The organism is Morganella sp. B601 (assembly GCF_051172335.1).
Lineage (GTDB): Bacteria > Pseudomonadota > Gammaproteobacteria > Enterobacterales > Enterobacteriaceae > Morganella > Morganella morganii.
The window spans coordinates 34,306-54,840 of the sequence record NZ_JBPIZE010000004.1 but is presented as its reverse complement, the minus strand read 5'-3'; the positions used below and the strand labels follow the sequence as shown (position 1 = coordinate 54,840).

17 protein-coding genes and 4 tRNA genes are annotated in these 20,535 nt (G+C 54.4%); 7 read left to right on the top strand and 14 right to left on the bottom strand.

Going from position 1 to position 20,535, the window contains the following annotated elements:
* Window positions 1–11: 11 nt before the first annotated feature.
* Window positions 12–1,838, bottom strand: a complete 1,827-nt coding sequence (recQ, locus tag ACSBQN_RS11825) for an ATP-dependent DNA helicase RecQ (protein WP_024474239.1) — start codon at window positions 1,836–1,838, stop codon at window positions 12–14.
* 351 nt (window positions 1,839–2,189) lie between these two features.
* On the opposite strand from recQ, the gene rarD reads away from it, so the two are divergent.
* Window positions 2,190–3,086, top strand: coding sequence for an EamA family transporter RarD (gene rarD / locus ACSBQN_RS11820; RefSeq protein ID WP_036409478.1), 897 nt, complete (start codon window positions 2,190–2,192; stop codon window positions 3,084–3,086).
* 52 nt (window positions 3,087–3,138) lie between these two features.
* On the top strand, window positions 3,139–3,648 hold the full coding sequence (locus tag ACSBQN_RS11815) for a DedA family protein (RefSeq protein ID WP_004234447.1): 510 nt from the start codon (window positions 3,139–3,141) through the stop codon (window positions 3,646–3,648).
* Window positions 3,649–3,657: 9 nt separating this feature from the next.
* On the opposite strand, the gene corA is transcribed toward ACSBQN_RS11815, so the two are convergent.
* The 7 genes from corA to lptM all read right to left on the bottom strand — a co-directional run bounded on the left by corA (window position 3,658) and on the right by lptM (window position 10,404).
* A complete protein-coding gene (corA, locus tag ACSBQN_RS11810; protein WP_004241337.1) occupies window positions 3,658–4,608 on the bottom strand; it encodes a magnesium/cobalt transporter CorA in 951 nt (316 codons plus the stop codon).
* A gap of 112 nt (window positions 4,609–4,720) precedes the next feature.
* Window positions 4,721–6,892: a DNA helicase II gene (gene uvrD, locus ACSBQN_RS11805; protein ID WP_024474237.1), complete on the bottom strand. Its 2,172-nt coding sequence runs from the start codon at window positions 6,890–6,892 to the stop codon at window positions 4,721–4,723.
* A gap of 86 nt (window positions 6,893–6,978) precedes the next feature.
* A complete protein-coding gene (yigB, locus tag ACSBQN_RS11800) occupies window positions 6,979–7,695 on the bottom strand; it encodes a 5-amino-6-(5-phospho-D-ribitylamino)uracil phosphatase YigB (protein WP_024474236.1) in 717 nt (238 codons plus the stop codon).
* A complete protein-coding gene (xerC, locus tag ACSBQN_RS11795) occupies window positions 7,695–8,612 on the bottom strand; it encodes a tyrosine recombinase XerC (protein WP_024474235.1) in 918 nt (305 codons plus the stop codon). Before xerC ends, yigB begins: the two co-directional genes overlap by 1 nt.
* Window positions 8,609–9,319, bottom strand: a complete 711-nt coding sequence (locus ACSBQN_RS11790; protein WP_036409476.1) for a DUF484 family protein — start codon at window positions 9,317–9,319, stop codon at window positions 8,609–8,611. The genes xerC and ACSBQN_RS11790 overlap by 4 nt, the downstream gene beginning before the upstream one ends.
* A gap of 24 nt (window positions 9,320–9,343) precedes the next feature.
* The gene (gene dapF / locus ACSBQN_RS11785) at window positions 9,344–10,168 is read right to left on the bottom strand and encodes a diaminopimelate epimerase (protein ID WP_004234433.1); all 825 of its coding nucleotides are present in this window, start codon (window positions 10,166–10,168) and stop codon (window positions 9,344–9,346) included.
* A gap of 44 nt (window positions 10,169–10,212) precedes the next feature.
* Window positions 10,213–10,404, bottom strand: coding sequence for an LPS translocon maturation chaperone LptM (gene lptM / locus ACSBQN_RS11780; protein WP_004234431.1), 192 nt, complete (start codon window positions 10,402–10,404; stop codon window positions 10,213–10,215).
* 79 nt (window positions 10,405–10,483) lie between these two features.
* On the opposite strand from lptM, the gene cyaY reads away from it, so the two are divergent.
* The gene (gene cyaY / locus ACSBQN_RS11775) at window positions 10,484–10,801 is read left to right on the top strand and encodes an iron donor protein CyaY (protein ID WP_024474233.1); all 318 of its coding nucleotides are present in this window, start codon (window positions 10,484–10,486) and stop codon (window positions 10,799–10,801) included.
* Between the two features lie 38 nt (window positions 10,802–10,839).
* Here the strand turns inward: cyaY and ACSBQN_RS11770 are convergent, their stop codons facing one another.
* Window positions 10,840–13,440: a class I adenylate cyclase gene (locus ACSBQN_RS11770; RefSeq protein ID WP_354633094.1), complete on the bottom strand. Its 2,601-nt coding sequence runs from the start codon at window positions 13,438–13,440 to the stop codon at window positions 10,840–10,842.
* Between the two features lie 673 nt (window positions 13,441–14,113).
* Here ACSBQN_RS11770 and hemC point away from each other — a divergent pair.
* The 4 genes from hemC to ACSBQN_RS11750 are packed head-to-tail and all read left to right on the top strand — an operon-like array spanning window position 14,114 to window position 18,395.
* Window positions 14,114–15,055: a hydroxymethylbilane synthase gene (gene hemC / locus ACSBQN_RS11765; protein WP_152696544.1), complete on the top strand. Its 942-nt coding sequence runs from the start codon at window positions 14,114–14,116 to the stop codon at window positions 15,053–15,055.
* Window positions 15,052–15,789: a uroporphyrinogen-III synthase gene (gene hemD / locus ACSBQN_RS11760; protein ID WP_024474230.1), complete on the top strand. Its 738-nt coding sequence runs from the start codon at window positions 15,052–15,054 to the stop codon at window positions 15,787–15,789. The genes hemC and hemD overlap by 4 nt, the downstream gene beginning before the upstream one ends.
* A 20-nt stretch (window positions 15,790–15,809) precedes the next feature.
* The gene (gene hemX / locus ACSBQN_RS11755) at window positions 15,810–17,183 is read left to right on the top strand and encodes a uroporphyrinogen-III C-methyltransferase (protein ID WP_024474229.1); all 1,374 of its coding nucleotides are present in this window, start codon (window positions 15,810–15,812) and stop codon (window positions 17,181–17,183) included.
* Window positions 17,184–17,186: 3 nt separating this feature from the next.
* Window positions 17,187–18,395 (top strand): heme biosynthesis HemY N-terminal domain-containing protein, encoded by a 1,209-nt coding sequence (locus tag ACSBQN_RS11750; protein ID WP_024474228.1) that lies wholly within the window; start codon window positions 17,187–17,189, stop codon window positions 18,393–18,395.
* Between the two features lie 790 nt (window positions 18,396–19,185).
* On the opposite strand, the gene ACSBQN_RS11745 is transcribed toward ACSBQN_RS11750, so the two are convergent.
* From ACSBQN_RS11745 to wecG, 5 genes are all read right to left on the bottom strand, one after another.
* Window positions 19,186–19,262: transfer RNA gene (locus tag ACSBQN_RS11745), tRNA-Pro, on the bottom strand.
* Between the two features lie 22 nt (window positions 19,263–19,284).
* A tRNA-Leu gene (locus tag ACSBQN_RS11740) sits at window positions 19,285–19,371 on the bottom strand.
* A gap of 36 nt (window positions 19,372–19,407) precedes the next feature.
* Window positions 19,408–19,483: transfer RNA gene (locus ACSBQN_RS11735), tRNA-His, on the bottom strand.
* A gap of 66 nt (window positions 19,484–19,549) precedes the next feature.
* A tRNA-Arg gene (locus ACSBQN_RS11730) sits at window positions 19,550–19,626 on the bottom strand.
* A gap of 146 nt (window positions 19,627–19,772) precedes the next feature.
* Window positions 19,773–20,534 carry a lipopolysaccharide N-acetylmannosaminouronosyltransferase gene (gene wecG / locus ACSBQN_RS11725; protein WP_024474227.1) on the bottom strand — a complete coding sequence of 254 codons (762 nt, stop codon included), beginning with the start codon at window positions 20,532–20,534 and terminating at the stop codon, window positions 19,773–19,775.
* Window position 20,535 lies beyond the last annotated feature (1 nt).

Below are 20,535 nucleotides of genomic sequence, written 5' to 3'. Positions count from 1 at the left end.
AGGGTGCTCCTTTAGTCATCAAATCCGGTGAGATGCTCGCGGATAAGGGCCATAAATGCATCGCCGAATCGTTCCAGTTTCCGCTCTCCGACGCCATTTATCAAGAGTAAATCATTTGCCCTGACCGGGCATTGTTCCGCCATTTCAATAAGAGTGGCATCGTTAAATACCACAAACGGCGGGATATTTTCCTCATCCGCAATGGATTTGCGCAATTTGCGCAGTTTTGCGAACAGTTTTTTGTCGTAATTACCGCCGTAACTGCGGGCAGTCTGACGCGGCTTGATATTCTGGATCCTCGGTACCGCGAGTTGCAGCGGCACTTCGCCGCGCAGAACCGGGCGGGCGGATTCGGTTAATTGTAACGCAGAATAATTAGCAATGTTTTGCGTTATCAGCCCTAAGTGGATCAACTGGCGCAGCACACTCACCCAGTGTTCCTGGCTTTTGTCTTTGCCGATGCCGTAAACCGCGAGTTTGTCGTGTCCGTATTCACGGATCCGCTGGTTATTCGAGCCGCGCAGCACATCCACAATATACCCCAGACCAAAACGCTGCCCGGCGCGGTAGATGCAGGACAGCGCCTGCTGCGCCTCAACCAGCCCGTCATACTGCTTCGGCGGATCCAGGCAGATATCGCAGTTGCCGCACGGTGTCTGGCGGTTCTCGCCGAAGTAATTGAGCAATACCAAGCGGCGGCAGGTCTGCGCCTGGGCAAACGCGCCCATAGCATTCAGCTTGTGCTGCTCGATATCTTTCTGCGGCCCGGCCGGTTTTTCATCCAGGCAGCGGCGCAGCCACGCCATATCCGCCGGGTCATAAAACAGAACCGCTTCCGCACTGACCCCGTCACGTCCGGCACGACCGGTTTCCTGGTAATAGGATTCGATATTGCGCGGGATATCAAAGTGCGCGACAAAACGGACGTTGGATTTGTTAATCCCCATTCCGAACGCCACCGTGGCAACCACGACCTGTAAGTTATCCTTGAGGAAGGCATCCTGGACCCATTCACGCTGCGAATTATCCAGGCCGGCATGATACGCCGCGACACTCAGTCCGCGCTTTTGCAGACGGGCGGCAACATCTTCCACTTTATTACGGCTGTTACAGTAAATGATGCCGCACTGGCCTTTCTGACCACGGACAAACATCCACAGCTGATCAAACGCTTTATATTTTTCCACCAGTGTGTAGCGGATATTCGGGCGGTCAAAGCTGCTGATGTGGATCAGCGGATCACTGAGGCGCAGCCGCGAACAAATATCAGAGCGCGTGGTGTTATCGGCGGTAGCCGTCAGGGCAATGACCGGCACACCCGGCAGATGCTGGCGAAGCTCGCCTATCGCGCAGTATTCCGGCCGGAAATCGTGTCCCCACTGAGAGATACAGTGCGCTTCATCCACCGCCAGCAGCGACGGCTGCCACTGCTGTAACTGGCGGATAAAACTGCTCATCAGCAGGCGTTCCGGTGCCACATACAGCAGTTTGATGCGGTTATTGTGACACCCTTCCAGTACCTTCTGCTGTTCCTGCGCGGTCTGTGCCGAGTTCAGATAACCGGCTTCCACCCCGAGCAGGCGCAACTGATCGACCTGATCTTTCATCAGGGAAATCAGCGGTGACACCACCACTGTCAGCCCCGGCAGCATCAGTGCCGGAATCTGGTAACACAGTGATTTCCCGCCGCCCGTCGGCATGACCACCAGACAATCGCGTCCGCCGGTCACGGTATTGATAATATCGGACTGTCCGGCACGGAATTGCTGATAACCAAAGACCTGGCGCAGGATAGCGTCAGCGTCGGGCAGGGTATTGATGACTTCAGCGGTAGACACGCAGCTCCTCAGGTGAAACAGAAATCCGGGCAGTGCATTCTGCCGGTGAAAAGATGCTTCTATGCTAGCTCAGTTTGCCATCAGATAACAGACTATCCGCACGGACGGTGATAATATTCGATCGGTGCTGAGTTTTTTTGCGCACGCCTGCTGGTGTAATTTTGTGATGCACGTTACACTTTCACATCTTTTTAACGTCTTTACCGCCATCCGGCGTATCGCAGGCGATCACATTTTACGAATAATTAATTAATGACGTGATTATTCACGTTGTAACTATGTGGTATCAATGCGAGAGTGACCGCGCCGGCAGGCATCTTCTTTTCTTCTTTCTTTCAGACTTGGACTATCATGAGCCAGCAACAGACCGTAAAAGGCGTCCTTTGTGCTCTCGGCGCTTACTTTATCTGGGGTATTGCCCCTGTGTATTTCAAACTGATCCAACAGGTGCCTGCGGATGAGATCCTGACACACCGGATTATCTGGTCATTCTTTTTTATGATCCTGCTGATCACTGTGTCACGCCAGTGGCCGCGTATCCGCCAGATTATCCGCCAGCCGAAGAAAATCATGATCCTAGCGCTGACCGCCTGCATTATTGCCTCAAACTGGCTGATCTATATCTGGGCGGTAAACCACAACCATATGCTGGAAGCGAGCCTCGGGTACTTTATTAACCCGCTGGTCAACGTACTGTTCGGGATGCTCTTTCTCGGTGAGCGTTTCCGCCGCCTGCAATGGTTTGCGGTGTGTCTCGCCTTTACCGGCGTGCTGATCCAGCTCTGGCAGTTCGGTACTGTACCGGTGATCGGGCTGAGTCTGGCCATGACATTCGGCCTGTATGGTCTGCTGCGCAAAAAACTGGGGGTGGATGCCCAGGGCGGGATGCTGGTGGAAACCTTGTGGCTGCTGCCGGTTGCGGGTATTTATCTGCTTTTCTTTGCCAACAGCGCCACCAGCAATATGACCATGAACAGCCTGACGCTGAATCTGCTGCTGATTGCCGCCGGGATTATCACCACCGTGCCGCTGCTGCTGTTTACTGAGGCAGCTAACCATCTGCGTCTCTCCACGCTCGGCTTCTTCCAGTACATCGGTCCGACCCTGATGTTTGTGCTGGCGACCACCGCGTATGGCGAGGCCATTTCCGCTGAGCGGCTGATCACCTTCGCCTTTATCTGGGCGGGACTGATTGTCTTTACCCTGGATGCACTGTACACCCAGCGCCACCGTTACAAAAAAGCGTGATATTCTGTGAGACAGCGCCGGATCTGCCGGTGCTGTCACCGGGAGGATAAATATGGACTGGATCACGCATCATCTGGCGGTACTGCACGACCACCCGCTCTGGCTGCTGGCCATTCTGTTTGTTATCGCCCTGAGCAAATCCACGATTATTCTCTCCTCCGTACTGCCACCCGCCTCTGTCATGCTGATGACGGTGGTGACCCTGGCATTTCCGGTCGTTCCGGTGGTAATTATCTGGCTGGTGATTACGCTGGGCGCGGCCTGTGGCTCGATGATTTCGTATTATCTCGGCCGCCTGATTATCACCCGCAACTATTTTCCCGGGCTGATGGCGAAATACAAAACCGCCCTCGGTAAAGCCCAGGCACGGCTTCAGACCAGCGGGCTGCTGATCCTGTTTACCTCACGGTTTATTGCGGTGCTGCGCTATCTGATCCCGATGGCGGCCGGATTGCTGCGTTTCACACAGACCCGCGTGCTGGTAACCTGTCTGCTCTCTGCCGGGGTCTGGACCGCCCTTTACATGCTGATTGCAAAGGGCATTGAATTCACATTTTTCTGAGGTTGGATGTTACAGCCAATTCTTGCGTTTGAAGTAAAGATACGGCGCGAGTGCAGCAGCAACCATCACCCCGATCGCAGCGGGATACCCCAGCGACCAGTCCAGCTCCGGCATAAATTTGAAGTTCATCCCGTAACTCGATGCCACCAGTGTCGGCGGCAGGAATACCACAGAAACAACGGAGAAGATTTTGATAATGCGGCTTTGTTCGATATTGATAAAGCCCATTGCCGCCTGCATCAGGAAGTTCACTTTCTGGAACAGGGATTCATTATGCGGCAGCAGGGATTCGATATCGCGCAGGATTTCACGTGCCTGCTCCAGCTGATTCGCCGGCAGACGGGTACGGCGGACCAGGAAGTTCAGCGCGCGCTGGGTATCCATCAGACACAGACGGACTTTCCAGCCGATATCTTCCTGCTCGGCCAGGGCAGACAGGGCTTTATCGAACTCATCATCCTGTTTGCCTTTCATAATCGCCCGGCTGAGTGTTTCCAGATTGCTGTAGATGTTTTCGATTTCATCCGCCAACTGCTCGATTTTGGTTTCAAACAGATCCAGCAGGATTTCATAACCGTTGCCGTCCTGCATAGTCTGTTTACGGGCACGCATACGGTACAGGCGGAAAGCAGGCAGTTCCCGCTCACGCAGCGTGTATAAACGCCCGTCACGCAGGGTAAATGCCACAGTGGAGTTTCCGGCGTGGTCGTCCGCATCTTCGTAATAGAAAAAGGAGTGAACGTGAAGCCCGTCATCGTCCTCAAAGAAGCGTGCGGAGGCTTCGATATCGTCCAGTTCCGGACTGGTTGCCAGCTCCTGGTTGAACTGCGTCTGAATCAGCTGCCGTTCATGCTCTTCCGGCTCCGAAATATCCACCCACAGCGCATCTGTCAGGGCGTCGCCCTCTTCTAAATCAAGACGTTGCAAACGCTTATTGTCAACTCTGAATGCGCTCAGCATGGTATGCGGCCTCCGGGAACGAAAGGAAAAGAAAAATTGTGCGCATGTTATGCGCAGATGAAAAAGGGTGTCAACCGGTTATTATCCGATTAACACCTTACTCTGCGGGAGATCAGGGTTTTTCCAGTTTGGCGTAGGAGGCCACCAGCCATTTGATCCCTTCACCCTGGAAGGCTATCTGTAAGCGGGTATGCTCGCCGTTACCTTCCATATTGATGATAGTGCCCTCGCCGAATTTCGGATGACGGACACGCTGCCCGAGGGTATAACCGCTGTCATTGGCGGTGATCGGTGTACCCAGCCGCTGATGATTAACCGGGCGGGATACGGTAGCACGCAGGCGCACTTCCTCCACACACTCCGGCGGCAGTTCACCGATAAAACGGGATGGCCGGTGATACACCTCTTTGCCGTACAGACGGCGGGTCTCGGCATAGGTCAGAGTCAGCTTCTGCATGGCACGGGTCACACCGACATAGGCCAGCCTCCGCTCCTCTTCGAGACGGCCGCTCTCCTCCATCGACATCATGCCCGGGAACATGCCCTCTTCCACCCCGACGATAAAGACCTGCGGGAACTCCAGCCCTTTGGCGGAGTGCAGTGTCATCAGCTGGACAGCATCCTGATAGCGGTCCGCCTGACCTTCGCCGGATTCCAGCGCGGCATGGGACAGAAATGCCTGTAACGGCGTCAGCCCTTCGTCAGCATCCTGATAGCTGAACTGGTTGGTTGCGGTCACCAGTTCTTCTAAGTTTTCGATCCGCGCCTGGGCTTTTTCACCTTTTTCCTGCTCATAGTGTGCCCGCAGTCCGGAATCGCGGATCACGCGGTCAGTCTGCACATGCAGCGGCAGGCCGTCAGTTTCCTGCGCCAGCAGATTGATCAGTTCGAGGAAACGTCCCAGCGCGGAGGCAGCACGTCCCGCCAGTGCTTTTTCTTCCAGCAGCACACCGCAGCTTTCCCAGAGGGTCAGTTCCCGCTCACGGGCCGTCTGACGCACCACGTCCAGGGTGCGGTCGCCGATCCCGCGGGTCGGGGTGTTTACCACACGCTCAAATGCCGCGTCATCATGACGGTTTGAAATCAGGCGAAGATACGCCAGCGCATCTTTGATTTCCTGGCGCTCGAAGAAGCGCTGGCCGCCGTAAATACGGTACGGCAGCGCGGCCTGCAACAGCGCCTCTTCCTGTAAACGGGACTGGGCGTTGCTGCGGTAGAGAATCGCGCAGTCCGCCAGGGCACCGCCGTTCTCATGCCACTGTTTGATGCGCCCGACCACATAACGCGCCTCATCCAGATCATTAAAGGCACAATACAGAGAGATAGGCTCGCCGTCCTCGCCGTCCGTCCAGAGGTTTTTCCCCAGCCGGTCACTGTTATGGGAGATCAGGGCGTTCGCCGCTTTCAGGATATTGTTGGTAGAACGGTAGTTTTGCTCGAGGCGGATGGTGACAGCACCCGGGAAGTCTTTCAGGAAGCGCTGGATATTTTCCACCTGCGCCCCGCGCCAGCCGTAGATAGACTGATCATCATCACCGACAATCATCACTTTACCGGTATCTCCCGCCAGCATGCGTACCCAGGCATACTGGATGCTGTTGGTGTCCTGGAATTCGTCCACGAGGATATTGGTAAAACGGTCGCGGTAGTGCTGTAAAATCGCCGGTTTATTAAGCCACAATTCATGTGCACGCAGCAGCAGTTCAGCAAAATCGACCAGCCCCGCACGGTCGCAGGCTTCCTGATACGCCTGGTAGATCCGCAGCCAGGTGGCTTCCACCGGGTTGCCGTAGCTCTCAACATGCTGAGGCCGCAATCCTTCATCTTTTTTGCCGTTGATATACCAGCAGCCCTGTTTGGCCGGCCACTGTTTTTCATCGAGATTCATGGCTTTGATCAGGCGGCGGATCAGGCGGATCTGATCTTCACTGTCGAGGATCTGAAAATCCTGCGGTAATCCGGCATCAAGGTGATGCGCCCGCAACAGACGGTGTGCCAGGCCGTGGAACGTCCCGATCCACATCCCGCCCTCACTGGTGCCGACCAGTTCTTCAATACGGTGGCGCATTTCCGCCGCCGCTTTGTTGGTAAATGTCACTGACATCACCGAAAACGGAGAAGCATTCTCCACTGCCAGCAGCCAGGCGATACGGTGCACCAGCACCCGGGTTTTTCCGGAACCGGCACCCGCCAGCACCAGCATGTTTGAGCGGGGAGCCGCCACCGCTTCGCGCTGTTTATCATTAAGGCTTTCAAGCAGATAAGAGACGTCCATAATTTCCATCAGTGTTTTGTGCGGCAGCGCCGCGGAAGAAAAAGCGGCTTCCGGACAGCCGGATCCGGAAGAACTGGTTTTTTATACAGATAAAATTATAACAGTCCGGTTAAAGAATCCAACTGTGTAATTTCAATATGCGGCAGCAGGCGGGTTTCCGGGTCGTGATAAACATCACGGCCGTCGAGGTTGATCCAGCAGGCCTGCATGCCGCTGCACAGCGCACCTTCCACATCGGTATTCAGGTTATCGCCGACATGCAGGATATTTTCTGCCGGGATAGCCAGCCGCTGCGCCGCCGTGCGGTACATATCGCAGAACGGCTTTGCGCGCCCGTCAGGACCGGCTTTGAGAATAAAAGTAAAATAATCTGCCAGCCCGCATTTTTCCGGCTCCATATTGCCGTTGGTGATCGCCACCAGCGGAATTTTGGCCGCCAGCGCAGTCAGCGTATCATGCGTGGACTGCGGCACATCAATACGGCTGCGCCACTGCGCAAAATGCGCCATCACTGCATCCGCCCCGGCCTGAGCACGGGCGGCGGTATAGCCGTAATGCAGGAAAAAGGTGCGCCAGGAGAGCAGACGCCAGCGGCTGACATCATGGAAAATCTCCGGCTGCTGACGGCGGATCCGGTCACGGAACACATTAATATAGTCAGCCGGTAATTCACTAAAACGCGGATCATACTGACGGATAAACGCAATGACCTCCTCCTCGGTTTTATCCATCACCGGACGATTATCATACAGCGTGTCGTCAAGATCGAACGTCATGGCGCGGACAGGTGAAAGGGGGCGGTAAAAACGCATTACGGTTTTCCTCGTTTGGCCCGCGGATGTGCAACATCATACACATTGGCAAGATGCTGAAAATCCAGATGGGTATAGATTTGCGTGGTGGACAGATTAGCATGCCCCAGCAATTCCTGCACGGCACGCAGGTCGCCGCTGGATTCCAGAATATGCGTCGCAAAGGAGTGGCGCAGCTTATGCGGATTCAGGTGGCTGTTCAGCCCCTGGTGCAGGCCCCAGTATTCAAACCGTTTCTGCACATTACGCGCTGAAATCCGCTTACCGCTTTTGGTGGAGATAAACACCGCCCGGTCTTCCGGGTCATACAGCTCACGCAGCGGCAGCCAGCGTTCCAGACAGGCAACCGCCGTTTTGCCGAGCGGCACTTTGCGTTCTTTGCTGCCCTTCCCCAGCACCCGCACTTCGCCGGTGGCCAGGTCAAAATCCCCGGTATTCAGCCCGACCAGCTCCGATAAACGCAGCCCTGCGCCGTACATCACTTCCAGCATGGTACGGTCACGCACGGTCAGCGGATCATTACTGCTGATATCCATCAGCCGAGTAATATCATCCACATCCATATTTTTCGGCAGGTGCCGTCCCTGTTTCGGGGCACTGACAGCTTTGGCCGGATTGGCGGGCAGCAGGCCGTTACTGACCTGCCAGTCGAGAAATGAGCGCAGCGCGGAAAGACGCAGCGCCAGGCTGGCGGGCTGTAACCCGTTACGGCGGCTTTTTGCGGCCAGCATCCGCACCGTTGCCGGTTCCAGCTGCGCCCAGCTGCGGAGTTTACTGCTGACCATCATTTCCGCCAGCGCGGTGAGCTGACGGCGGTAATTGGTAATCGTGACCGGACTTAACCGGCGCTCCACCCGCAGATACTGCAGAAACTGTTCTGCCGTGACCAGCAGGTCATCTGCCGCGCTGTCCGTCATGCCAGTTCCACCCAGCGCTGCAATAGTTGCGGCAGGAAATATGCCACCTGTTCCAGCATCGCGGTACCCATGTCCTTCTGATAGTGCTGCTTGTCACGGCTGACAAATATCACTACGCCGAGGTCATGCTGCCCGCCCAGCAGCGATACAGACGCTGAGCCGACAAATGCACTGTCCGGCAGCAGCAGCTGAATTTCAGGGGCGGTCAGTTGTCCGAGATAATGATTGCGGTCCCCGAAACGGGAGAGGCGGATAGCTTCAAAGTGTGCGCGGGATAAGGACAGATCCTGATGACGGAACGGCGCGCCCAGCCGCCAGCTGTCAGTAAACAGACGAATTTTGGCATGGCTGAGTTTCAGCCCCTTCGCCCACTGATTCAGACGTTCGGAAAAATCATCAAGAGAAGTCGCGGCGGACAGCGATGCCAGCAGTTTCAGCAGGCGCGAGAACAGGTGTTCGTTTTCACGGGCCTGTATCATCAGCTGCATCAGATCATCCGTCAGCGTGCCTATCCGCTCACGCTGGCGTCCGAGCTGCCATTCCACCAGAGAAACCGCACCTTTTACCGGGTGCGGGATAGTCATGTCAGTGATCTGCGCGGCATTGCGGATGAAAAAATCCGGATGCGCTTTCAGATACGCCAGCACCGCCGTCTCATCCGGCTCTCCGGAAGGGGCGAATACGGCGGTATCCTGTTGACTGTCCATTGCTATTTATCCTCTTTATGATGATTAAAGATGGATAACACCATCATATACATGCGTGGCCGGGCCGGTCATAAACAGGGGTTTTCCCTCCCCTTCCCAGCTGATAAACAAGGTACCGCCGGGTAAATCCACCTGCACATTTTCTGCCAGCAGACCCTGGCGGATCCCGACAGAGACCGCCGCACAGGCGCCGCTGCCGCAGGCCTGTGTTTCACCGACACCGCGCTCGTATACGCGCAGACGGATGTGGTCACGCGACAGGATCTGCATAAAGCCGATATTTGCCCGCTCAGGGAAGCGCTCGTGACTTTCCAGAACCGGGCCGATAACCTCAACTTCCGCCGTTTCCGTGCTCTCCACCTGGATAACACAGTGCGGATTCCCCATTGACACCACACCGCACAGAACCGTGCGTTCGGCGGCGCGGATAATATAGGTTTTCTCTTCTTTAACCGCGCGGAACGGTACCAGAGCCGGTTCAAACTCCGGCACGCCCATATTCACGCGGACATTGTCATCATCGGCAATCGTGAGCACCATACGTCCGGACTGTGTGCTGACACGGATATCCCGTTTGTTGGTCAGCCCTTTGAGGCGGACAAAACGGGCAAAACAGCGCGCGCCGTTGCCGCACTGCGCCACTTCACTGCCGTCGGCGTTAAAGATGCGGTAGTGAAAATCCAGCTCCGGGTCATAGGGTGCTTCCACCACCAGCAGCTGATCAAAGCCGACACCGGTGTGCCGGTCTGCCAGACGGCAGATAAGCTCCGGAGAAAAATAGATATTCTGGGTGACGGCGTCCACCACCATAAAATCATTACCCAGGCCGTGCATTTTGGTGAACTGCATGTTCAGATCCTGTTTACGCCTCAGTAACCGGGGTTATCCGGTGGTCATTTTTGCGTTTTGCCGGTCTCAGCGTTGTCAGTCTGCACAGCAGACTGCTCTGCCGCAGGCTTGGCTGCAGGCGCGCTTTTCGCGGCGGCAGGCTCTTCCGGCGGGAAGTAAAGCGGGCCTTTGAGTCCGCAGCCGGACAGGGTCAGCAGCATCACGGCGGATACCGCACAGATCATTTTTTTCTTCATTTACAGTCATGCCTGTTAATCATCGGTCAATACCCTCTATAATCGCAGTTAGATGTCGAAAAGCAAATAGGAAATGACGATGAACGATACAGAATTTCACCGGACAGCCGATGCGCTGTTGCAGGATATTGAAGCAAAATTAGATGATTACGACGGTGATGCGGATATTGACTGTGAAACCAACGGCGGTGTGATGACCCTGAGCTTTGAAAACGGCTCAAAAATTATCATCAACAAGCAGGAAGCATTTCATCAGATCTGGCTGGCGGCACGTAATGGCGGCTATCATTTTGATCTGAAATCAGATAAATGGATTTGTGACCGCAGCGGCGGCGAGCTGTTTGCCATGCTGGCACAGGCCATCAGCGAGCAGAGCGGCGAACCGTTCAGCTTCTGAGAGTCAGACTGACGGCACAGAACCTGTGCCGTCGTGTGTCAGCCGCGCTGCCCGGCGGCCTGATACTGTAACGGCCGGACATCCGCATGAAAATCCGGATACGGGGCATCACGCGGCTCTTCCGTCACAGGCTGGGAGAACATCGTGCTGTGGAACGGTGTAACCTGTGTTTTACCGTCCGTTTTCAGGATCTGATAAAACTGCGGCAGATTGAAATTGATAAAGCTTGAACCATAAGTGAAGCGGTCATGGGAAGAGGAATAGAACCGGCTGACATCCCGGATCAGGTCTTCTTTGCTGCCTTCACAGCCGGAATAGATTTCCACCCGGTTTGATTCATCCAGCACATAAATATTGAAGCCGTTATCATCACGGTTTTCAAAGAAGAACTGAATAATCCCCTCACTGGCATAACCGTCCACCACATCCGGCAGATGACCGGTTTCCGTGCTGATTTTCACCGGAAACCCGCGCAGTTTGTTGTTGGAAATCGCACCGTAGAATTCCACGGCATTTTCCAGTTTCTGCACCGAGACGTTAAGGCGCTCAAAGAACAGCCCCCAGGTCTGACCGGCCAGGCGCAGTGCCTTAAAGCGGCCCGGATCCTGACGGTTGGTGGTCAGGCGCAGCTCAATACATTCGGAAACCAGCTGGCGGATGCGGGTACTGATCAACCCGCGCAGATGGCGGCTGTAGCAGAACACTTCCACGCCGGACGGCGGAGCAGCATCCTGGTGCATCTTGCCGAGAATAGTTTTCAGGGCTTCCAGCACCGACTGTTCACCGCTGAAATGCAGTGTGCGCACTTCATTCCAGGAGTTGCGGTACAGCAGATCAATACTGCCGACCAGGCATTTCTGCTCCTGACCGAAACTGAACACATCCAGCTTGCTCATATCAAAATGCACGACCTGCTCGGCGAAATCTGCGGTCGGATCCTGCTCCAGATTGACAATAATCGCCAGATGGCGGATTTCACACGGGCTGTACAGCGCACGCGGTGTCGGGGCAGGCAGACGGATAGGGAAATTCTGTGATACATCATGCACCAGCTCGTGCAGTTTCTGCTCATCGCAGTGTGACTCACCGTTATGAATATAGACGCGGGTTCTGTCTGTCAGAAGGCCGTTGAAGTAAGTCCAGGAGACCAGCTTATTCAGATAGCGGTTATATTCCAGCGGCTGATGGCCGATGATGGTATGGATTGTCGGCGCCTGATTATACAGATACCAGCCGCTGCGGTTGGCGCGGCCCGGCGGAACATAAATAAAGGTCAGATTCTCTTCTGACAAGTCCGGCGAAATCTGCGGGTTGACCAGGGTGACTTTCCCCGGCAGCGCCTCGAAAGCGGCATACAGTTTCCGTGTCAGCACGCCGATATCCTGCGGGCTGGCACTGACACTCAGATTATTGCGGCGCGCAAAGCGGATAAGGTTGCGGTAGCTCTGCATCATGGTATCGAGCAGCTCATTGTGCGCATCCCGCACCTGCTCAATTTTCCAGGCATTACGGCGATCCAGCACAGCCAGCCGCTCCGGGGACCAGCCCCAGCCTTTCACCATCTCAGACAGCACCTGACAGCGCCAGCCGCAGCAGCCGCAGGATGCGCGTTCGCTGACATCTGCAGGCGGTTTCTCACACACTTTCAGGTAGAAACAGCGGCGGATCAGATCAAGGCGGGTTTCATCATTGATAGCTTTCAGATAACGGGTGACGCGGTCGAGCATCATCGTGTAAGCATCCAGGCCGTGGTGAACAATCTCACCGGCATGCAGATGCTTTTTAAACTCAGTTGCCAGAAGCTGCCCGTTCGGGTAATCCCACGAGTAAGCTTCCAGCAGTAAACTTTTGATCACGGCTTTATACGGGGAATCCACACTCTTATAGAGCTGCCACAGACTGGCACCGAAGTACTCTTCCGCAGACAATTCGCCCAGACCGCCCAGATCCAGCCATTCGTTCGGGGTTAATACACCCTGCGCATAAAGGGAGAGAACATATTCATCATAGTGATGTTCTTCTTCTGCCGGAACCATGGCCCACAGCAGACGCTTACCGGCCATCCGCACGGCGGTCCGGTAAAATTCATCGAGCAGTAAAATATGCTGGGTCGAGCCGCAGTCCTCACCGTTGAGGCTGCCGCTGGCATTGTGGCGGAAACGGTTTTCATCGATCAGGAAGAAAGTGACATCGATACCTTTTGCGGCTGCCCACTCTTCAATCAGTGTGCATTTGCGGCGCAGGTTCTGTTTTTCATCGTGATCAAGCCAGGACTGATGACAGACCCAGATATCGAGATCAGAAGAGTGGCTCTGGCCGACAGACGAGGTGCTGCCCATGGAATAGATACCGGTAATCGGCAGTTCGCCGCCGGCATTGCACGGCAGACACTCTCCGTGCTGACGGGAAAACTCCGCCAGCCAGTGTGACTGGTAATCATCGGACGCCCAGAAACAGACACCGTGCGGCACATTACCCGGCACATAGCCCGGCATATCCGGATGGTGATGATGCAGCAGTACCGGCAGCAGACTGTACACGTCTTTAAACGCACGACTCATCCCGATGGTCGCGCGCTCAGATCTGAGCTGATTTATTGCATCCAAACGCTGCTTGAGTGTTTCAATATAAAGATACAAAGGATTCGCCTGATGTTATTTCATGTAACTGGAAACGACCTGATGCCCGGCTTTATACGTGTATGAATACAGACTGATAAGGTAATACTGAAAAATGATAAGAATCGAACCAAAGTTAAATTGCCGGAAACGTGATCAATTTAACACCTTCGGGCCAAAGGGTAAAGCTTCGCACTAAAAAAGGCACGATTACTCAAAGTTGTTATTAGCCGGATAACTAATTGTAAAATATATATTTTCGTTGAAAATCACCGGGATACACACAAAAAATCTAAGGAAATATTCGGGAAAACCGGTGTGTTTCTGTTTTTGTACATTTTTTAACCGAAAAAATAATACTGCTTACTCACTCAGGGCGTTTTTATTTATTTTAATAATGCTATGAAATAGTTATTTAAATTGAATCGATTTAATTAATACAATTTTATAATTGCAAAATATTTTTATTATTTAAAATATGTTTTAATTATTTACTGACAGACTCCTGCCACCCGCCTGAGACTATTTATTCACTGATCGTCTTTTTTCGTTGTTATCTGCCGGGCAGGTCTCGTCACGTAACTGGAAAAATTATCAGCAAAATGATAAAACAAAGGCAGTTTTTCTTATTTTTCCGGCTATGTTTCACATAAAAAAACACCGGATAAAAAGACAAGGATCCCTGATAATTATCATGACCACTCAATCTCTGCGTATTGCCACCCGTCAAAGCCCGCTTGCACTGTGGCAGGCCGAATTTGTCAGACAGGAACTGGAACTGCGCCACCCCGGGCTGCACGTCGAGCTCGTCCCGATGGTCACCAAAGGTGACATTATTCTCGACACACCGCTGGCGAAAGTCGGCGGCAAAGGGCTGTTCGTCAAAGAACTGGAACTGGCATTACTGGAAAACCGGGCGGATATCGCCGTGCACTCCATGAAGGATGTCCCGGTCGATTTCCCTGACGGACTGGGATTAGTCACTATCTGTGAGCGGGAAGACCCGCGCGATGCCTTTGTTTCCAACCACTATGACAGTGTGGATGCCCTGCCGCCCGGCAGTATCGTCGGCACTTCCAGTCTGCGTCGTCAGTGTCAGCTGCGCGAACGCCGCCCTGATCTGGTGATCCGCGACCTGCGCGGTAATGTCGGCACCCGGCTGGGCAAACTGGATAACGGCGACTATGACGCGATTATCCTGGCGGTCGCCGGGCTGAAACGCCTGAAACTGGATGAACGCATCCGCTGTGCACTGCCGCCGGAAGAGTCCCTTCCCGCTGTCGGCCAGGGTGCGGTCGGGATTGAGTGCCGCCTGGATGATGAACGTACCCGTTCTTTACTCAGCGTCCTGAATCATGCGCAGACCGATATCTGTGTCCGTGCCGAACGTGCCATGAATACCCGGCTGGAAGGAGGGTGTCAGGTGCCTATCGGCAGTTATGCTATCTGGCAGGGGGATAAAATCTGGCTGCGCGCGCTGGTCGGCGCACCGGACGGCAGTGAAATTGTCCGCGGTGAACGCCTGTGCGACCCGCAGGACGCCGCCGCCGCCGGGGTTTCTCTCGCAGAGGAACTGCTGGATAACGGCGCCCGGGGTATCCTGACGGAAGTCTATCAGGGGCACACGCCTGCATGACCATCCTGGTCACCCGTCCCTCACCGGCCGGTGAAGCCCTGGTCAGCGCCCTGCGCTCACGCGGGCAGAATGCCCTTTCTGCCCCGCTCATCCGTATTTCCCCCGGATATGAGCTGCCGTTGCTGATTGCCAAAATCGCGGCACTTTCTCCCGGAGATGCCCTTTTTCTGCTTTCAAAGAATGCGGTTTGTCACGCAAATGAACAGCTTATTCAACAGAATTACCTGTGGTCTGATAAGCTTTGCTATTATGGGATTGGTCAGTCAACCGCTAACTGCTTTGAACAACTGACCGGATTCCCCGCCGCCTTTATGCCCGGCGGGGAAACCAGCGAACATCTGCTGACCCTGCCGGACTTACAGGATATGACCGGCCGCCGCGCACTTCTGCTGCGCGGTAACGGCGGCAGAGAGCATCTGGCACAGACATTGCGCGAACGGGGCGCAGTGGTGGATTACTGTGAATGTTACCGCCGCGAACCTGAGAATTACGACGGCGGAGAATGCGCCCTGTTGTGGCAGCAGCAACAGGTTCAGACGCTGGTCGTGACCAGCGGCGAAATGCTGCACCTGCTGCGGCAGCTGATACCGGCCGCGCATCTCGGCTGGCTGCTGCAATGCCGGATTATTGTTGTCAGTGACAGACTGGCAGCTATCGCACAATCACTGGGCTGGCAGAATATTGATGTCGCCGCCGGTGCAGATAATGAAGCCTTACTTCAGGCTCTTCAATGAACAGACATGGGACGCCACGAATGACGGAACACGAAAAAAAAACCGGATCGGCTGATGTACCTGAGACACAGGATGCCGTAACCGGCACCGATCCGCAGGCAGAGAAAAAAGAGACAACTGCCGGGAAAAAAGCGACCGCAAAAAACGTCACTGACAAAGCGGCGTCTGATAAAAAACCGGCGGAAACACCGGCGGCTGACAGTAAACCGGCTGATACCGCGCCGAAACCGGCACCGGAAGCGCCGCAGCCACGGAAAACCCCGCCTGCCGCTGAGGAAAAACAGCCCTCCGGCTTTCTGCGCGGTGCTATCGCCCTGGCCGTTATCCTGCTGATCGGCGGTGGTGTCTGGTATGCCTCACAGGCCGGTACTCAGACGCTGTCGAAAAACCTGGAAGCGGAAAATGCACAGCTGAAATCTCAGATGGCACAGCTGCAGCAGGAACAGCAGCAGACACAAAAACAGATGCAGGAATTTATCGCGCAGCAGTCTGCACTCAGCGCACAGCATCAGCAGCAGGAAGAGGCTCTGAAACACGAGCTGGATTTACTGCGCAGCCGTGTCACCGCGCTGTCCAGTACCGATGTGAAAAGCTGGCTGCTGGCTCAGGCGGATTTCCTGGTCAAAATGGCAGAGCGCAAACTGTGGAATGACCAGGATGTGGTCACCGCGATGGTACTGCTGAAAAATGCCGATGCCAGCCTCGCCGAAATGAATGATCCGGGTCTGCTCGATGTGCGTACCGCGCTGCGTAATGACATTACGGCACTCTCCGCCGTCAGTCAGATCGATTTTGACGGCACGATCCTGCGCCTGAACCAGCTTGCCGGTCAGGTGGATAATCTGCGTCTGGATGACGGCAGCCGTGACGGCGCGCCGATGGACAGCAGTGACAGTGAAGGGCTGACCTCCTCCGTTGCGGACTGGCGCACTAACCTGACCAAAAGCTGGAAAGGGTTTATGAATGATTTCATCACCATCCGCCGCCGTGACAACACCTCTGCTCCGCTGCTGGCACCGAATCAGGACATTTATGTCCGTGAGAATATCCGCGCCCAGTTACTGATCGCTGCTCAGGCGGTGCCGCGTCACCAGGAAGAGAGCTACAAACAGTCACTGGATGCGGTCTCCACCTGGGTCCGTGCCTATTTCTCTGACAGCGATCCGACCAACGCCGCCTTCCTGGCCGAAGTGGATGCGCTGGCCGCCCAGCCGATCTCAATGAGTGCGCCGGACAGCCTGACCAGCCAGCCGCTGCTGGATAAACTGGTACAGACCCGCATCCGCCGCCTGCTCAACGATGAAACCCCGCCGCCGGCACCGGCTGAGGCACCGCAGGAAACACCTGCTGCTGCACCGGCACAGCCGGAAGCGGCACCGCAACAGGAGGGATAACAGATGTTTAAAGTCTTTATTCTGTTTCTTATCCTGATTGCCGGGATTATTGTCGGCCCGCTGATGGCCGGACATCAGGGTTATGTCCTGATCCAGACCAATAATTTTGATATTGAAACCAGTGTCACCGGCCTGATCATCATCTTCCTGGTACTTCAGGCGGTTCTGATGCTGCTGGGCTGGTGCTGGCGTCGTCTGAAAAGCGGCAGCTCCCGCACCCTCGGCTGGTTTGGCGGTCATAAACGCAACCGCGCCCGTGCGCTGACCAACGATGCGCTGCTCAAACTGGCGGAAGGGGATTTCCGTCAGGTGGAAAAATTACTGAGCCGCAGTGCAGATAATGCCGAGCAACCGCTGGTCAACTATCTGCTGGCAGCGGAAGCAGCACAGCAGCGCAGCGATAATCTCCGCGCCAATCAGTATCTGGAGCGGGCTTCCGAGCTGGCAGGGCGTCATCAGTTACCGGTGGATATCACCCGTGCCCGTATTCTGCTGAGCCGCGATGAAATTCCGGCGGCGAGAACCGCTATCGATAATCTGCTGGAAGTCGCACCGCGCCATCCGGAAGTACTGCGTCTGGCGGAACAGGTGTATGCGCGCTCCGGTGCCTGGAAATCCCTGATTGCCATTCTGCCGCAGATGAAAAAATCCGGCGAATTTACGGATGAGCAGGTTGAACAGACGGAGATCCGTGCCTGGCTCGGTATGATGCAGCAGGTTGCGGATCAGGACGGCAGCGATGCGCTGCGCCACTGGTGGAAAAATCTCAGCCGCCATCTGCGCCACAATCCGGAGATGGCCGTGGCGGCCGCGCAGCACTTTATCGCCGGTGATGATATGGCGGATGCGGAAGCGGTGGTGCTCGACGGACTGAAGCGTCAGAAAGATCAGCGCCTGCTGATGCTGCTGCCGCAGATCCGGACAGACAATCCAAAAGCCATCCGCAAGGTGCTGAACCAGATGCAGAAGGAAGATGCGGATCAGCCGCTGCTCAACAGTACCCTCGGGCAGTTGGCCATGCAGGAAACACGCTGGGAAGATGCGGAGAAATACTTTAAATCCGCGCTGAGCGTCCGTCAGGACACCCATGATGCCGCCTGGCTGGCCGATGTGCTGGATAAGCAGAAAAAGTATGAGGAATCTGCCATGATCCGCCGTAATGCTCTGCTCAATACCCTGACGTTACCGGATGAAAAAACGCCCCGCGAATAAGCACAGGCGGATTCTTTTTTATCACACAGAGCCAATCCTGCCGGATTGGCTTTTTTTATGCCGGAACATCATTAAAAGGGATTGACGGAATACATTATTGATGGCAAGAATGAGACATAAAAAAACACCTATCGCGAAACGATAGGTGTATAAAATACAATCAGGTCTACAGACGGATGGTGCCTCACTCAACGTTACGTCCTGTTGGTGATGTAAAGATTTCGGGATCTTTTACATCGATAACCCGGACAATAGGCACCGAATTTAGCTCTGCGTCATCTCCGGGTTTATGAAGCTTACGCAAACATAAGAAATGAGATGAGCATCTACACCCTGATGTAATGCACAAGACGTGCCAACTTTTACGCCTTCTCGGTTTCCCACGGTTCCCGTGGGTTTATTTTTTTTATCCTGCCTTCTGCTTATCAATCACTGATGCAAATCTGTCCGCAGTGTCTCTGTTTTGCGACGTTTTCTGACAGCATTATTTAAATCGTTATATATCAAAAGATTAAATGTCTCATTTTGGCGACATGCATTATGCCCGTTGTCGCTGGATCTATACAACATTCATAATATAATGATTTATATAGAAATTATCAGACGCCACTAATATCGGCGGTTTCACAGGAAACGTGTGTATTTTTGTCTGCCTGAACACCACAGCAGCATCAGCACAAAAGAAACAAAAATCAGCTGCGGAACGGCAGCAGGAAGAAAAACAGGGCAGGAAAAAACAGAAACCGCAGAAACGAAAAAGCCCTGCTGTAAGCGGGGCTTTCTCTGAATATGGTCGGCGAGATAGGATTCGAACCTACGACCCACTGGTCCCAAACCAGTTGCGCTACCAAGCTGCGCTACTCGCCGAAAGGCTGACTTTTCATGATGATGGTGCGAAGGGGGGGACTTGAACCCCCACGTCCGTAAGAACACTAACACCTGAAGCTAGCGCGTCTACCAATTCCGCCACCCTCGCAGGTTCATCACTACAGTCATGTTACATGTTATTAAATGGGGTGGCTAATGGGACTCGAACCCACGACGACTGGAATCACAATCCAGGGCTCTACCAACTGAGCTATAGCCACCATAACATCGCAACATTTTACTACTTACAACAACGAAATACTATACCGTAACTCTTACACGCATAATGGCGCGCCCGACAGGATTCGAACCTGAGACCTCTGCCTCCGGAGGGCAGCGCTCTATCCAGCTGAGCTACGGGCGCTTTGCGCCGTTGCGGGAGAGGATAGTACGGATTTCTCATCCGTCTGTCCAGTGCTTTTTTTCACAAATGTATTGTTTGCTCAGTCTTTGCCCGCTTTGCTGATAAAGAGAGCATTTTCCCGCAAAAAGCCGCCCGGACAGGGGCAATTATAATTTATTACCGTAGTAATAACCCAGAAATTTCAGCAGTTTTAACTGACGGCGGAAGCGGGTCGGTTGTGATAACAGGCGGTAGAGCCACTCCAGTCCCATGTTCTGCCACACCTTCGGCGCACGCTTCACATGACCGGTAAAGACGTCGTAAGTACCGCCCACGCCCATATACAGGGCATCCGGGTGGATCTTACGGCAGTCGCGCATAAAGATTTCCTGTTTCGGCGAGCCCATTGCCACTGTCACGATTTTTGCGCCGCTGTCGCGGATACGCTCAAACAGGACATCACGCTGTTCTGCGGTGAAATAACCATCCTGCGTGCCTGCCAGATTGACATTCCACTGTGCTTTCAGTTTGGCTTCGGTTTCCGCCAGCACTTCCGGCTTGCCGCCGACCAGAAACACCGGCGTGTTTTCCTGTCCGGCGCGTTCCATCAGCCCTTCCCACAAATCCGCCCCGGCAATCCGCGAGACATCCGCCTGCGGGTATTTGCGGCGGATAGCACGAACAATGCTGATCCCATCCGCATACAGATATTCCGCGTTGCTCAGCAGTGTGTGCAGCGCCTCATCCTGTTCGGCGGTCATGACTTTTTCAGCATTAATGGCCACCAGTGTACCGGTTCTGATCTGTCCGTCCTTAAACAGATAATCCAGAAAATGTGCCTGATTCCGGAAACCCTGAATCGGGTGGTTACGGATAGAATACTGCGGGATATTTTCCGCGCTGCCGGCATCAGAAGATAACGGTTCCATG